General features: G+C 64.5%; 14 protein-coding genes. 4 read left to right on the plus strand and 10 right to left on the minus strand.

The genetic code is table 11. The features are described from left to right. Positions 1-47: 47 nt before the first annotated feature. The 6 genes from rpsP to FJ946_RS09175 all read right to left on the minus strand — a co-directional run bounded on the left by rpsP (position 48) and on the right by FJ946_RS09175 (position 5,608). On the minus strand, positions 48-449 hold the full coding sequence (gene rpsP / locus FJ946_RS09150; RefSeq protein WP_140492156.1) for a 30S ribosomal protein S16: 402 nt from the start codon (positions 447-449) through the stop codon (positions 48-50). Positions 450-506: 57 nt separating this feature from the next. Further along, the gene (locus tag FJ946_RS09155; protein ID WP_140492160.1) at positions 507-833 is read right to left on the minus strand and encodes a chorismate mutase; all 327 of its coding nucleotides are present in this window, start codon (positions 831-833) and stop codon (positions 507-509) included. A gap of 7 nt (positions 834-840) precedes the next feature. Continuing rightward, on the minus strand, positions 841-2,424 hold the full coding sequence (gene ffh, locus FJ946_RS09160; protein WP_140563901.1) for a signal recognition particle protein: 1,584 nt from the start codon (positions 2,422-2,424) through the stop codon (positions 841-843). Positions 2,425-2,713: 289 nt separating this feature from the next. Beyond that, positions 2,714-3,679, minus strand: a complete 966-nt coding sequence (locus FJ946_RS09165) for a type II CAAX endopeptidase family protein (RefSeq protein ID WP_140563902.1) — start codon at positions 3,677-3,679, stop codon at positions 2,714-2,716. Between the two features lie 172 nt (positions 3,680-3,851). Next, positions 3,852-4,448, minus strand: coding sequence for a DUF1236 domain-containing protein (locus FJ946_RS09170; protein WP_140559212.1), 597 nt, complete (start codon positions 4,446-4,448; stop codon positions 3,852-3,854). Between the two features lie 62 nt (positions 4,449-4,510). Beyond that, entirely contained in the window at positions 4,511-5,608 is a 1,098-nt protein-coding gene (locus tag FJ946_RS09175) for a putative zinc-binding metallopeptidase (protein ID WP_140563903.1), read from the minus strand. Between the two features lie 255 nt (positions 5,609-5,863). Between FJ946_RS09175 and FJ946_RS09180 the strand changes: the two genes are divergently transcribed. Beyond that, positions 5,864-6,664 carry a lytic transglycosylase domain-containing protein gene (locus FJ946_RS09180; protein ID WP_140492175.1) on the plus strand — a complete coding sequence of 267 codons (801 nt, stop codon included), beginning with the start codon at positions 5,864-5,866 and terminating at the stop codon, positions 6,662-6,664. A gap of 186 nt (positions 6,665-6,850) precedes the next feature. On the opposite strand, the gene FJ946_RS09185 is transcribed toward FJ946_RS09180, so the two are convergent. Then, positions 6,851-8,074, minus strand: coding sequence for an argininosuccinate synthase (locus tag FJ946_RS09185; RefSeq protein ID WP_140563904.1), 1,224 nt, complete (start codon positions 8,072-8,074; stop codon positions 6,851-6,853). A gap of 192 nt (positions 8,075-8,266) precedes the next feature. Here FJ946_RS09185 and FJ946_RS09190 point away from each other — a divergent pair, with 192 nt between their 5' ends. After that, complete coding sequence (locus FJ946_RS09190; RefSeq protein WP_140492181.1) at positions 8,267-8,908, plus strand: LysE family translocator; 642 nt, start codon at positions 8,267-8,269, stop codon at positions 8,906-8,908. A 79-nt stretch (positions 8,909-8,987) separates the two neighbouring features. On the opposite strand, the gene FJ946_RS09195 is transcribed toward FJ946_RS09190, so the two are convergent. Genes FJ946_RS09195 through rlmN form a run of 3 tightly spaced genes read right to left on the minus strand, consistent with a single transcriptional unit; the run spans position 8,988 to position 11,118 of the window. Then, a complete protein-coding gene (locus tag FJ946_RS09195) occupies positions 8,988-9,440 on the minus strand; it encodes a hypothetical protein (RefSeq protein WP_140492184.1) in 453 nt (150 codons plus the stop codon). Then, on the minus strand, positions 9,437-9,886 hold the full coding sequence (locus tag FJ946_RS09200) for a hypothetical protein (protein ID WP_140547589.1): 450 nt from the start codon (positions 9,884-9,886) through the stop codon (positions 9,437-9,439). The genes FJ946_RS09195 and FJ946_RS09200 overlap by 4 nt, the downstream gene beginning before the upstream one ends. Next, the gene (gene rlmN, locus FJ946_RS09205) at positions 9,883-11,118 is read right to left on the minus strand and encodes a 23S rRNA (adenine(2503)-C(2))-methyltransferase RlmN (RefSeq protein ID WP_140492190.1); all 1,236 of its coding nucleotides are present in this window, start codon (positions 11,116-11,118) and stop codon (positions 9,883-9,885) included. Before rlmN ends, FJ946_RS09200 begins: the two co-directional genes overlap by 4 nt. A gap of 266 nt (positions 11,119-11,384) precedes the next feature. Between rlmN and FJ946_RS09210 the strand changes: the two genes are divergently transcribed. Both FJ946_RS09210 and FJ946_RS09215 read left to right on the plus strand, forming a co-directional pair. Continuing rightward, positions 11,385-11,684 carry a hypothetical protein gene (locus tag FJ946_RS09210; protein WP_140563905.1) on the plus strand — a complete coding sequence of 100 codons (300 nt, stop codon included), beginning with the start codon at positions 11,385-11,387 and terminating at the stop codon, positions 11,682-11,684. A 307-nt stretch (positions 11,685-11,991) separates the two neighbouring features. Then, a complete protein-coding gene (locus FJ946_RS09215) occupies positions 11,992-13,347 on the plus strand; it encodes a chloride channel protein (protein ID WP_140563906.1) in 1,356 nt (451 codons plus the stop codon). The last annotated feature ends 23 nt before the right edge of the window (positions 13,348-13,370 follow it).

The following is a 13,370-nucleotide window of genomic DNA, read 5'->3' on the forward strand; positions in this document are numbered from 1 at the left end:
CGGCGGGCTAAGGGCCCGCCGTTTCGAAAAAGACGATCGGTGATCGATTACTCGGCCGTGGCGGGCTCCGCCTCGGCCGGCGCGGCCGCAGCCGCCGCGACGGCGGCAGCGGCGTCGTCCTGCGCCTTCTTCAGAAGCGCGGCGCGCTCCTGTGCCTTCTTGCCGGGCTCGGCCTTTTTCGGATTGGAACGGGCGTCGCGCTTGGCGAGGCCGGCCTCATCGAGGAAGCGCAGCACGCGGTCGGTCGGCTGGGCGCCGTGCGACAGCCAGTGCTTGACGCGCTCGGCGTCAACCTTGACGCGCTCGCCGTCCTTCGGCAGCAGCGGGTTCCACGAGCCGAGCGACTCGATGAAACGGCCGTCGCGCGGCGAGCGCGCGTCGGCGACGACGACGTGGTAGTAGGGACGCTTCTTCGAGCCCGCGCGGGCCAATCTGATCTTCAGTGCCATTTCTTATCTCCTAAAAGCTCTGATTTCGTTGGTAGGGTTGCGGCTAAATCTTTGTCTTCAGCCGGTTTTCGTCACGCCGTTGGCAGCGGCGATCTGTTCGTGGTGGCGGATCACTTCGCGGACGACGAAATTGAGGAATTTCTCCGCGAAATCCGGGTCGAGATGCGCATCGTCCGCGAGCTGGCGAAGACGGGCGATCTGCTGCTGCTCGCGCGCCGGGTCAGCCGGCGGCAAGCCATGCTCGGCCTTGAGCAGGCCGACCGCCTTGGTGCAGCGGAAGCGCTCGGCCAGCATGTGGATGAGGGCGGCATCGATGTTGTCGATCGAAGCACGGTAGCCGGCCAGGATGGTGCGGGCGTCCGCCATGTCCTTTTCCTCGTTCATCGCGTCCTCACTTCTTCTTGCCGAGGCCAGGCAGGCCACCGCCGCCGAGACCGGGAAGCCCGGGAAGCTTCATGCCGCCGGGCAAGCCGGGCAGGCCACCGCCGCCGGGAAGGCCGCTGGGCAGGCCCTTCATGCCGGCGGCCTGCGCCTGCTTCTGCAAGGCTTCGAGCTGCTTGGGATCCATCTTGGAGAGGTCAGGCATGCCGCCCATGCCACCGGGCATCATGCCGCCGAGACCCATCTTGGAGGCGAGCCCGCCCATCATGCCGCGCATCAGGCCGCCGCCTTTGCCCTTGCCGCCCATCGCCTTCATCATGTCGGCCATGCCGCGATGCATCTTCAAGAGCTTGTTGATCTCGGCCGCGTCGGTGCCGGAGCCGGCGGCGATGCGCTTCTTGCGCGAGTGCTTGAGAATGTCGGGGTTGGCGCGCTCGGCCTTGGTCATCGAGGAGATGATGGCGAGCTGGCGGCCGAACATCTTGTCGTCGAGACCGGCGGCGGCCATCTGGTCCTTCATCTTGCCCATGCCGGGCATCATGCCCATGATGCCGCCCATGCCGCCCATTTTCGACATCTGCTGAAGCTGCTGGGCGAGGTCGTTCAGGTCGAACTTGCCCGACTGCATCTTTTTGGCCATCGCCGCCGCCTGCTCGGCGTCGATGTTCTCGGCGGCTTTTTCGACAAGCGAAACGATGTCGCCCATGCCCAGGATGCGGTCGGCGATACGCTTGGGGTGGAATTCCTCCAGCCCGTCCATCTTCTCGCCGGTGCCGATCAGCTTGATCGGCTTGCCGGTGACGGCGCGCATCGACAGCGCGGCGCCGCCACGGCCGTCGCCGTCCATGCGGGTCAGCACCAGTCCGGTGATGCCGACACGCTCGTCGAAGCTCTTGGCCAGGTTGACGGCGTCCTGGCCGGTCAAGGAGTCGGCCACCAGCAGGATCTCGTGCGGGCTCGACACCTTCTTGATGTCGGCCATCTCGACCATCAGCGGCTCGTCGATATGGGTGCGGCCGGCAGTGTCGAGGATGACCACATCGTGACCGCCGAGCCTGGCCGCCTGCACGGCGCGCTTGGCGATATCGACCGGGTTCTGGCCGGCGACGACAGGCAGCGTCGCCACCTTGACCTGCTCGCCGAGCTGGCGCAACTGCTCCTGCGCGGCGGGGCGCCGCGTGTCGAGCGAGGCCATCAGGACCTTCTTGTTCTGACGCTCGGTGAGCCGCTTGGCGATCTTGGCCGAGGTCGTCGTCTTGCCGGAACCCTGCAGGCCGACCATCATGACGACGACAGGCGCCGGTGCGTTGAGGTCGACGGCGACGCCTTCGGCGCCGAGCATGTCGACCAGCTCGTCATGCACGATCTTGACGACCATCTGGCCGGGCTTGATCGACTTCAGCACCGCCGCGCCGACCGCCTTCTCGCGCACCTTGTCGGTGAAGGAGCGCACCACTTCCAGCGCCACGTCGGCCTCGAGCAGCGCACGGCGCACCTCGCGGAGCGCCGCCGAGACATCCGCCTCCGACAGCGCGCCGCGGCCGGTCAGGCCGTTCAGGATGGAGCCAAGGCGCTCCTGAAGTGATTCAAACATTCTGTTTCCTTTTCCCTGGCAACCGGATGGTGCCCGAGAGGTAATGCGTTCGCGCCAAGTGTCCAAGTCTCGTGGCAAGCAAAAGCCAAAACCAAAAAGCACCCGGGGGCGCACAGCGCTGCCGGGTGTTGGCCTCCAGGATCTGTTTACAGCACTTGGCCTCAAAGAGGCTTCGGCGTCCTGGTCGGCTTGCTCGGAGGGATACTCGTCGCGGAATTCGGGGCTGTAGACAGGAAAACGGCCGCGGAGTCAAGACAAGGACCGTTCCGCCGGTCTCCCTGCGCAGCAATCAAGTCGCCTTCGTTGCGTCTGCAGGTTCGGCCGAGACGCTCAGCGGCGAGCGCGGATGCAAAAGCAGCAGTATCGTCAGCAGGCTGCAGGCGATGCCGATCGTGGCGATGAGGACCGCATCCGACGTCGCCCAGCCCGGCCCTTCGAGTGGTCTGGCGGTAAACAGGGCGAAGGAATTGTAGCTCTCCTGATGCGAGATCAGCAGGAAGCCGGTCAGATTGTTGCCGAGATGGGCGCCAAGGGCCGCGCCGAGGTTGCCGGTGGCATAGACGACAAGCGTCAGAAGCAGTGCAAAAGCGGCGATCGAGACCAGCACGCAGGCATTGATGGCGGCCGAGGCGCTCGCGCTCCAGTGCAGTGAGGTGAACAGCAGGCCCGGCAGCAGTGCCCAGACGAACGGGCTCCTGAACCGGTAGGCAAGACCGCGCAGCAGGTAGCCTCGGAACAGCACCTCTTCCGATGATGTCTGCAGAAAAGTGAGCGCGAGGATCGGGATCAGGAACAGCAGCCAGGACGACAGGGCGATCGAGCCGCGCGCGATCTCGGGCTGCATCAGGTAGAGCAGGACCTCGGACACGAGCGAAGTGACCAACACCGCGACCAGTCCCTTGACGAAACCCGAGCGCGAAATGCGACGGCTGTTGCCGAGGAGCGCCGACAGCTTCTCGCCATGCACCCAGCGCATGGCGATCCACAAGCCGATCCAGATGCCGGCGAAAGACGCGAGCGCGGTGAGAATGCCGATTGGCGACGCAAGGAAACCCTGCATGCCGCCGGCGGGCGCAGCCGCGCCTTGCGCTGTCCGCCAGGCGAAAAAGGCATAGGTGCCGCCCAGCAGCACGACCGCCGTCGACGCGGCCCAGAACAGGACGACGATCCCGGTCCCGAGAAGCAGGCGCGGCAGAGTCGTCTTTTCGTTGGCTGTGTTTCGATAGTGCTCGAAGACGGCAGGGTCCGATATCACGCTCTCTCGCAAGCTGGTGCTTCGCGTCGCATGATCTATGGGATCGGGCGGTTCTGCGCAATCATTCCTGTTCGGTACGCCCCGCCAGCCTTCGGCGCATGTGCGCCGCCCTCGCCTGCCTGCCGGCAGGCGAAAGGCATGCTCCGATGATTACCCCCGTGTCCTATCCGCCTCAACGCACCACATACACGATGCGCCGCGTCTGCGGGTCGATCAGCGCCGGCTGGCCGTTCACATAGACGTAGCGGTAATCGTAATCGGGGATCTCGCGCAGTTCGACACTCTCGGGCAAAACGGCCCCGGTGACCACCTCGCCCTCAAGATAGACAGGGTCGACGCGATGCGTGTCGACATAGGTCCTGACTTCGGCGGGAGGCTGCGGGATGGCGTCCTCGACCGGCTCGCCGGCGATGATCGAGCCGGTGTAGTCGGTGGAATAGCCCTCGGGCGGCGACACGACGGCGACGCTGGAGCCGAGCGGGCGTCGCGTCAACACGACCCGGTTGCCGCCGAAATCAGCCGTCACATAGTCCGAATAGACCCAGCCCTGGCCACCGGCTTCGGCGATGGTGCACCATTTGCTGTTTTCGATACAGCCATTGAGCGTCGCCGACTGGCCGGCGGCGAGCACGCCGATGACAGGATATTGCGGGCCTGGGCCAGCGCGGACGTTGAGATCGGTGATTGCGGAGACGGGGGTGTCGGCCATGGCGGCGCCCGAGAAGAGCGTGAGCATTCCGGCGACCGCGGGAAACAATACGGATTTCATGGTTTCTCTCCGTTTCATGGTCCCTCGGCAGCGAAAACGGGAGAGCGGCGCATGCGTTCCCGCTAAAATGTTGAAGCCAACTCACGATTTGCTCCCGTTTCTTGCGGCAGGCGGGTCAAGAGGTCGTGAACGAAGGCCAGTTTGCGCGCCGCGACATCCGAGATGACGAAAGGGTAGAGGTCGGGCAGACCCATGCAGCGATTGATGGAATTGGAGGCTTCCGACAGCACCAGCCAGCGCGACAGGATCTTTTCGAACGGTTCGGGAGCGGGTGTCGGTTCGGACGGCGCTGGTTGTAGCATGCCCCCGGTATCGCCCTGGGGCAATTCGTTGGCCTCCACCGTCTCCAGCCGGCCGAGCGGGAAGTTCAGCGCATGGACCATTTCCAGCGTGTCGGTGATATGCAGGTGGTGGGCCCAGCTTTCGGCCCAGTCCTCCCAGGGATGAGAGGTGGCATAGGGCGAGATGTGGCGTTGCTGCCAGTCGGGTGGGGCACCATTGGCATGGTGGTTCTTCAATGCCTGCTCGTAGCCGGTGCGCTCGTCGCCGAACAGCGCGCGGAAGGCGTCAAGCCTTTGCGGATCGTCGCGGATCAGCCGGTCCCAGTAGTAGTGGCCGAGCTCGTGGCGGAAATGGCCGAGCAAGGTGCGATAGTTCTCGCCCATCTCAACGCGCCGCCTTTCGCGCTCGGCGGAGTCGGCTTCGGCGACGTTGAGGGTGATCAGGCCATTGTCGTGGCCGGTCAGGATGCGCTCGCCGCCCGGGCCGCCGCCGATCGGATCGGCAAGGAAGTCGAAGGCAAGGCCGGCCTCGTCGGCGGGGTTCTGCTTGGGCGTCACCGGCAGTCCGAAAGCCAGCAGCGAATAGACCGCGCGCTTCTTCGCGGCCTCGACCCGTATCCAGCGGCGGCGGTTGCCGTCGACGGAGAGGTCCGGGATCAGCTGGTTGAGCGCGCAGGCGCGGCAGAAGGGCTGTCCCGGCTCGGCCATCCAGTTGCAGGCGCATTCGTCGGCGTTGGCGCATGGGGAGCCGCTGTCGGCACCGGACAGGGCAAAGCAGGCGCGCTGCGGATCATAGAGCACGGCACTGGAGCAGTTCAGGCACCGGGCGTTCTCGAAATAGAGACGATGGCCGCAATGAGGACAGTCGAAGAGTTTCATCTCGGTCTCGGACCAGGGAACAGGGGAAGGCGCGTCGTGCAAAACGCCGGCCGACAGACGTCGTTCCCCACTGTGACGTCATTGAGCAACATGGCGCAAGGATCGTCAGGCCATGGGTGGTTCTTGCCACAATATTTGCTTGATCGTAGGCAAATTCCCTTCCATTGGCCAGCTTGCGCGCGCGACAGTGACAAGTGCGCGTTTCACTGGCAAATTCCGGCCGGGACGTGATTCAGGCAACCAGGAGAGAACAACATGGCATTTCTTGCCAAGGGTAAGATGTTTGCAGCGGCCACTGTGGTGGCGATGCTTGCGCTGGCGACGGGCGCGCAGGCGGCGGCCAGCTGTGGCAAGACCGGAGCCGGCTTCGATGCCTGGAAGCAGGACTTCGCAGCGGAGGCCAGGGCCGAGGGCGTGGGTTCGAGGGGGCTGGCCGCCCTGGCCGGCGCGACCTACGCGACCAGGACCATTTCCGCGGACCGCGCCATCCACAAGGCTTTCAGCGGCTCCGTGGAAGCCTTCATGAAGCGCCGCGGCGGGGCGGCGATCATTTCCAGGGGCCGGGCGCTGAAGAAATCGAATGCGGCGCTGTTCGACAAGATCGAAAGGACCTACGGCGTCTCGCCGGGCGTGCTGCTTGCCATCTGGGGCATGGAGACGGGCTTCGGCGCCTCTATGGGCAACCAGAACACGGTGTCCGCCATTTTGACGCTTGCCTATGACTGCCGCCGTCCGGACTATTTTCAGCCGCATGCCATTGCGGCCCTGAAGCTGGTCGATCGCGGAACGTTGACCGCCTCGTCGGTCGGGGCCATGCATGGCGAGATCGGCCATACGCAGTTCCTGCCCGGAAATGTCCTGAAATATGGAGTGGGCAGCGGAAACCTGCGCGACAAGAGCACCGCGCTGGCTTCCACGGCCAACTTCCTCAAGGCGCATGGCTGGCAGGCCGGCGCGAGCGCTCAGGCGAATATGGGTGCAATTGCCGGCTGGAACTCGGCGAGTGTCTATCAACAGGCCATCGCCCGTATCGCCACCGCAATCGATGGCGAGTAATCGTTAGGGCAGTTCACCGTTTCACGGAAACGGCGAACCGCTCTATGTCTTTGTTTTTGCGCAATTCCCAAGGGAAAGCGCTGCGCGCTTTTCCCGGGAAAACCGTACACACTTTTCCTGGAATTGCTTTTCAGCAGAAAGCCCGGCCGCGATGCCGGGTTTCCTTTTCGCTGACTGGTAGAGTGGTCAGTCCCGGCGGTTGCGTGCGGCGAGCGTGCGCAGCCTCAGCGCATTGAGGCGGATGAAGCCTGCGGCGTCCTTCTGGTCGTAGGCGCCGCGGTCGTCCTCGAAGGTCACCAGCGCGTCGGAATAGAGCGTCTTCTTCGACTTGCGGCCGGTAACGATGACATTGCCCTTGTAGAGCTTCAGACGCACCGTGCCTTCGACATCCTCCTGGCTCTTGTCGATCATCGCCTGCAGCATCAGCCGCTCGGGCGCGAACCAAAAGCCGTTGTAGATGAGTTCGGCGTAGCGCGGCATGAACTCGTCCTTGAGGTGGGCAGCTCCCCTGTCGAGCGTGATCGATTCGATGGCGCGGTGGGCAGCGATCAGGATGGTGCCGCCGGGGGTTTCGTAGACGCCGCGCGATTTCATGCCGACGAAGCGGTTCTCGACCAGGTCGAGCCGGCCGATGCCGTTGTCGCGGCCGAGATCGTTGAGTGCGGCGAGCATGGTTGCCGGCGATAGCTTCTTGCCGTTGAGCGCTATCGGATCGCCCTTCAGGAACTCGATCTCGATCTCGGTGACCTTGTCCGGCGCGTCCATCGGCGAGACCGTGCGCTGATGGACGAATTCCGGCGGCTCGCTCCACGGGTCCTCAAGCACCTTGCCCTCGGAAGACGAATGCAGGAGATTGGCGTCGACCGAGAACGGCGCGTCACCCTTCTTGTCCTTCGGCACCGGAATCTGGTGCTGCTCGGCGAAGTTGATGAGGTCGGTGCGCGACTTGAACGACCAGTCGCGCCAGGGTGCGATGACCTTGATGTCGGGGTTCAGCGCATAGGCCGAAAGCTCGAAGCGCACCTGGTCATTGCCCTTGCCGGTGGCGCCGTGGGCGATCGCGTCGGCGCCGGTCTCCTTTGCGATCTCGACGAGGTGTTTCGAGATCAGCGGCCGGGCGATCGAGGTGCCGAGCAGATAGGTCCCTTCGTAGACGGCGTTGGCGCGGAACATCGGGAAGACGAAGTCGGCGACGAATTCCTCGCGCACGTCGACGATGCGGATGTCCTTGATGCCCATCATCTCGGCCTTGCGGCGCGCCGGCTCCAATTCGCCGCCCTGGCCGAGGTCGGCGGTGAAGGTGACGACCTCGGCGCCGAGCTCGGTCTGCAGCCATTTCAGGATGATTGATGTGTCGAGGCCGCCGGAATAGGCGAGCACGACCTTCTTGACGTCTTTTGTTTTCGACATTTGCTGTTTCCGCGACAAGAGTTCTCGGCCGGCGAGGTATCACGCCGTTTCCGGTCACCGCAAGGGATGAACGGGGCAAGGCGCGGAGAAACAGGCATACGGGACAGCTGGATCATCCTTTCCGTCGCACAGCCGCTGGCAACGGCAGGCCCCGTTCACTATAGCTGCGTATCGAAAGTCAACGGGCCTACCATGTCCTTCATTCCCGACACCGCAACGCTGATCCAGTTCGCCATCGCCACGGTCATCCTGGCGATCACGCCGGGGCCGGACATGACGCTGTTCGTCTCGCGCACGCTGAGCCAGGGCCGCGCCGCAGGCTTCGCCTCGATGGCGGGGGCGCTGTGCGGCACGCTGATTCACACCACGCTGGTGGTGGTCGGCGTCTCGGCGCTGATCGTCGCCTCGCCGATGGCCTTCTTCGTGCTGAAGATCTTCGGCGCCGGCTATCTCGTCTTCCTGGCCTGGCAGGCGATCACCAAGGGGTCGGCCTTCTCGCCGGAGAAGAAGACGGGCCCGCAAATCTCGCTGTTCCGGAGCTGGATGGTGGGGCTGGGCGTCAACCTGCTCAACCCGAAGATCATCCTGTTCTTCATGACCTTCCTGCCGCAATTCGTCTCGGCGCATGATCCGCACGCGCCGGGAAAGCTGTTCTTCCTCGGCGCCATGTTCGTCGTGCTGTCGACCCCGGTGACGACACCGATGGTGCTGGCGGCGGAGAAATTCTCGGCGGCGATGAAGGCCAGCCCGCGCGTGACGCGGGTGGTCGACTATCTCTTCGCCGGCGTGTTTTCCGCGTTCGCGCTCAAAATCCTGACTGCCCAGGCGAAGTAGGATTTTGCTGTTCGCTGCTGATTTCTTCCGAACCGGAGGTCAGCAAAGCTCCCTGCTTACGCGGGCGCTCGGTTCGAGGTCAGGGTTCGGCTTTCCACCAGCTTCCGGCCCAGCGCCCGGCGCTGAGCCAATAGAAGATGCCCCCGACCATGCCGCCGCCGATGACGGCGGCCATGGCGCGCGGCTCGGTGACGGCGAATGGCGTATCGCCCATCTGGTCGGCGAAGCCGAGGAAGACGGCGGCGACGATCGCACCGGCCAGCGCATAGAACAGCCAATCGCGCCGGCCGAGAATCTCGGCGATCAGAATCACGAGGGCCGCCGGCATGAAGGCGAAATAGGCGGCAAACAGCGCGACGAAGGGGATCGAGAAATAGAGCGAGGCGGTCGCCGCCGGCTCCGCATGCGCCGGCGTGTAGCCGAGGGAGGCCAGGAACAGGACATTGAGGAACGCGCTGGCCGCCAGCGCGGCGACGGCATAGCCGAACAGGATGACGGCAAGGCGCACGATATAGGCGACGAGACGGGTCATTGCTGATCCCGGCGTAAGGGATGGCCGGACTTGCGCCCGGCCAGAAACCAGTAGACCGAACCGGCGGCAATGCCGGCGGTGGCCAGGAAGCCGAGAAAGCCCGGGTTGAAAACAAACCCTCCGGCCGAGCCCGGGACAAGAACCCCGAATGCGATGGACGTGATCGCGCCCGTGGCCGCGAAGTAGAACCAGCCCCGAAGCGACAAGCGTTCGGCCATGAAGATCGCGGGGCCGACGATCAACAGCGCGCAGACCGCCACTGTCACTACCGCGAGCGGGAAGGAAACCAGCCAGTCGAACGCGAAAACGATGGACCAGTTGCCATATTCGAGCCCTTCCAGAAGAGCGATCAGCAGCACAGGCACCAGGATCGAGGTCAGCACGGCGGCGATATAGCCGACTGCTATGATGACGAAGCGCTTGAGCCCGGCGACGAGACGCCTCACGCCTCGCCGTGCCCCGCGATCATCATGGCTTCCAGCGCCAGCCGGTCGACTTTGCGCATGCGCTCCGATTCCGATTTGAGCTGGCCGCAGGCGGCGAGGATGTCGCGGCCGCGCGGCGTGCGGATCGGCGAGGCATAGCCGGCATTGTTTATGTAGTCGGCGAATTTCTCGATCGTCTCCCAGTCCGAGCACTGGTAGTTGGTGCCGGGCCAGGGGTTGAACGGGATCAGGTTGATCTTGGCCGGAATGCCCCTGAGCAGCTTGACCAGCGCCTTGGCATCGTCGAGGGAATCGTTGACGTCCTTCAGCATCACATATTCGAAGGTGATGCGCCTGGCGTTCGACAGGCCGGGATAGGCGCGGCAGGCGGCGATCAGCTCCTTGAGCGGATATTTCTTGTTGATCGGCACCAGAAGGTCGCGCAGATCGTCATTGGTGGCGTGCAGCGAGATGGCGAGCATGACCCCGATCTCCTCGCCGGTGCGGAAAATCTCCGGCACCACGCCGGAGGTCGACAGGGTAATGCGGCGCTTGGAGAGCGAAAGACCGTCGCCGTCGGAAGCGATCAGCAGCGCTTTCTTGACCGCCTCGAAATTGTAGAGCGGCTCGCCCATACCCATCATGACGATGTTGGACACTTTGCGGCCCTCGGCCGGCACGATGGCGCCGTCGGGCGTGTCGCGGTCGGGGAAATCGCCGAGCCGGTCGCGCGCGGTGAGCAACTGGGCGAGGATTTCCTCGGCCGTCAGGTTGCGCACCAGCTTCTGCGTGCCGGTGTGGCAGAAGGAGCAGGTCAGCGTGCAGCCGACCTGCGAGGAGATGCAGAGCGTGCCGCGGCCTTCCTCGGGGATGTAGACGGTCTCGATCTCGACCGGGCGGCCGGCGCCGCGCGGCGGGAAGCGGAACAGCCATTTGCGCGTGCCGTCGGCGGAGACCTGCTCCTCGACGATCTCGGGCCGCGCCACGGTGAAATGCTTGTCGAGTTCGGCGCGAAGATCCTTGGAGATGTTGAACATGCCGGCGAAATCGGAGACGCCGCGCACATACATCCAGTGCCAGAGCTGCTGTGCACGCATTTTTGCCTGGCGCTCCGGCACGATGCCGGACGCGACGAGCGCCTCGCCCAGTTCGGCGCGCGTCAGGCCGATCAGCGACGGCTTTTCCGGCTGTATCGCGCGGGCGCGCAACGCGTCGCGGGCGCCTTCGGCGGTGAGGTCGAATGAAAGGGTCATGGTTGCACTGATATAAGCGGTTTGCTGCCGATTTCATCCATCGGCCGGATATGAAGCGCGGCCCATAGCACAGCTTGGCGGCGGAGTCATGCGATGGCGAGGCGATCCGTGTGCCGACCGATTGACAGATGCGCCGGCCGGTCAGACCTGCGGTCCGTGCTTTTCGCCCGAAAACGGATCACTTGATCGTGTTGAAGTAACGGTTCTCCCCGCGTGTTCGAACCCTGAATGGGGCAACCATGCCCTGACAAATGGGAGTACGCACGATGAACTCTATCAAGCTCGCCGTCATTGCCGGCTTCGTCGGCCTTTCAGCCTCGCAGGCATTTGCCGAAGACGCGATGGGCACAATGACCATGATGAAGGCAGGGCAAGTCACGGCAATCATGCCGGACGGGCATATGGGCACCATAACGCCGGACGCGAAAATGAGTGCCGAGATGATGAAGATGGCAAAGCCGATCAAGCACTGCATGATGATGATGACCGACTCCAAGGGCAAAGCCTTCATGATCGACACGTCGACCAAGAAGGCTCAGGCGGAATGCGAAAAAATGGCCATGTGAGGCCTGCCGTCGATCGATATTCCCGCCGGCTCGAAGGTCGGCGGGAGCCCATCCGAGCCTTGTTCCCGCAGACCACTCAGCACACGCAGGTCGAGATATCCACCTGTCGGTGTTGAGGGTGTCTCATGATCAATGCGGAGACGACGATCATTGCGCCGAACCGGCATAACTCATGGTTCCTTGTTCATGGTGCCAAACCGCAGCCATGGACTTTTGCTCCACGTCCGTCTTCCATTTCACGTTTGATGCGAACGCTTGATCGAGGCCATGCCTGTGTTAGGGCTGGGGCTCCGTCGAGAGGACACACATGGCCGGTACAGTGCGAAAATACCCCTTGCTGCGGCGTTCGCGCGCGATGTGGGGCTCTCGCCGGGTGTGGCAGCCGCGGCTGGTGTTCTGGGCCGGCGCGATCTGCATCGGCGTGATCAGCGTGCTATTCGCGGTGCTCGCCGACAAGGCGCAGGCGCTGTTCCATGCCATGACCGGCGATGACGGCGGCTGGCGTTTCTATCTGCCGCTGGCGATCACGCCGCTCGGCTTCGTGCTGTGTGCCTGGCTGGCGCAAGCCTTCTTCCCGGGCTCGCAAGGCAGCGGCATTCCGCAGGCGATCGCGGCGCGGCATCTGCGCGACGACGACGACCGTGGCCACATCCTGTCGCTGAAGCTGGTCGCGGGCAAGATCGCGCTCACCCTGGTCGGCCTGTTCTGCGGCGCTTCGATCGGCCGTGAGGGACCGACCGTGCAGGTCGGCGCGTCGTTGATGCTGCAGGCGGCACGCTGGGGCGGCATGGCGCAGGCGCGCGGCCTGATCCTGGCCGGCTCGGCCGCCGGCATCGCGGCCGCCTTCAACACGCCGCTGGCCGGCATCGTCTTCGCCATCGAGGAAATGGGCCGCACCTACGAAGCGCGGACCAACGGGCTGGTGCTGACGGCGGTGATCCTGGCCGGCATCGCCTCGCTCGGCCTGCTTGGCAACTACACCTATTTCGGTGTCTCGAAGGAGACGATCTCGTTTGCCGCCGAGTGGCCGCTTGTGATTGCCTGCGGCGTCATCGGCGGCGGCCTCGGCGCGCTGTTCTCGCTCCTGGCGCTGAAGGCGACGCGCCGGATCCGGCGCTGGAACACGGGGCAGCCCTTGCGGCGCGTCCTGCTGGTCGCCGCCATCTGTGGGCTCGGCGTCGCGGCGATCGGCATCGCCTCGGGCGGCCTGACCTTCGGCACCGGCTACGCGCAGGCGCGCGGCGCCGTTGAAGGCACGCCGCTGCCCTGGTTCTTCTTCGCCGAGAAGTTCCTTGCCGGGCTGCTGTCGATGGTCTCGGGCATTCCGGGCGGCATCTTTGCGCCTTCGCTTTCGGTCGGCGCCGGCATCGGCAGCTCGCTCGGCCTCGTCTTCGGCGCCAGCACGGGTGCGGCCGCGTTGCTCGGCATGGCCGGTTATTTCGCCGGCGTCGTGCAGGCGCCGATGACGGCCTTCGTCATCATCCTGGAGATGACCGGCAATCACGACAATGTCATCGCGCTGATGCTGGCCTCGATGCTGGGCTACGGCACGGCGCGCATGATCTCGCGCGAGCCGCTCTATCATGCGCTGTCGCGCGTCTTCATCGCGGAAGCGATCCGCCGGCGCAGGGCGGAGGCGGCGCCGGAACCAGGTCCGGCGTGAAAAACAAAGGCCGGACTCAAGGG

The sequence above is a fragment of the Mesorhizobium sp. B2-4-7 genome (genome assembly GCF_006442685.1).
Classification (GTDB): Bacteria; Pseudomonadota; Alphaproteobacteria; order Rhizobiales; family Rhizobiaceae; genus Mesorhizobium.

Coding starts and splice junctions, on each gene's coding strand:
- rpsP (WP_140492156.1), bottom strand. CDS start 449: ATGGCACTGAAGATCAGATTGGCCCGCGCGGGCTCGAAGAAGCGTCCC.
- FJ946_RS09155 (WP_140492160.1), bottom strand. CDS start 833: ATGAACGAGGAAAAGGACATGGCGGACGCCCGCACCATCCTGGCCGGC.
- ffh (WP_140563901.1), bottom strand. CDS start 2,424: ATGTTTGAATCACTTCAGGAGCGCCTTGGCTCCATCCTGAACGGCCTG.
- FJ946_RS09170 (WP_140559212.1), bottom strand. CDS start 4,448: ATGAAATCCGTATTGTTTCCCGCGGTCGCCGGAATGCTCACGCTCTTC.
- FJ946_RS09175 (WP_140563903.1), bottom strand. CDS start 5,608: ATGAAACTCTTCGACTGTCCTCATTGCGGCCATCGTCTCTATTTCGAG.
- FJ946_RS09180 (WP_140492175.1), top strand. CDS start 5,864: ATGGCATTTCTTGCCAAGGGTAAGATGTTTGCAGCGGCCACTGTGGTG.
- FJ946_RS09185 (WP_140563904.1), bottom strand. CDS start 8,074: ATGTCGAAAACAAAAGACGTCAAGAAGGTCGTGCTCGCCTATTCCGGC.
- FJ946_RS09190 (WP_140492181.1), top strand. CDS start 8,267: ATGTCCTTCATTCCCGACACCGCAACGCTGATCCAGTTCGCCATCGCC.
- FJ946_RS09195 (WP_140492184.1), bottom strand. CDS start 9,440: ATGACCCGTCTCGTCGCCTATATCGTGCGCCTTGCCGTCATCCTGTTC.
- rlmN (WP_140492190.1), bottom strand. CDS start 11,118: ATGACCCTTTCATTCGACCTCACCGCCGAAGGCGCCCGCGACGCGTTG.
- FJ946_RS09210 (WP_140563905.1), top strand. CDS start 11,385: ATGAACTCTATCAAGCTCGCCGTCATTGCCGGCTTCGTCGGCCTTTCA.
- FJ946_RS09215 (WP_140563906.1), top strand. CDS start 11,992: ATGGCCGGTACAGTGCGAAAATACCCCTTGCTGCGGCGTTCGCGCGCG.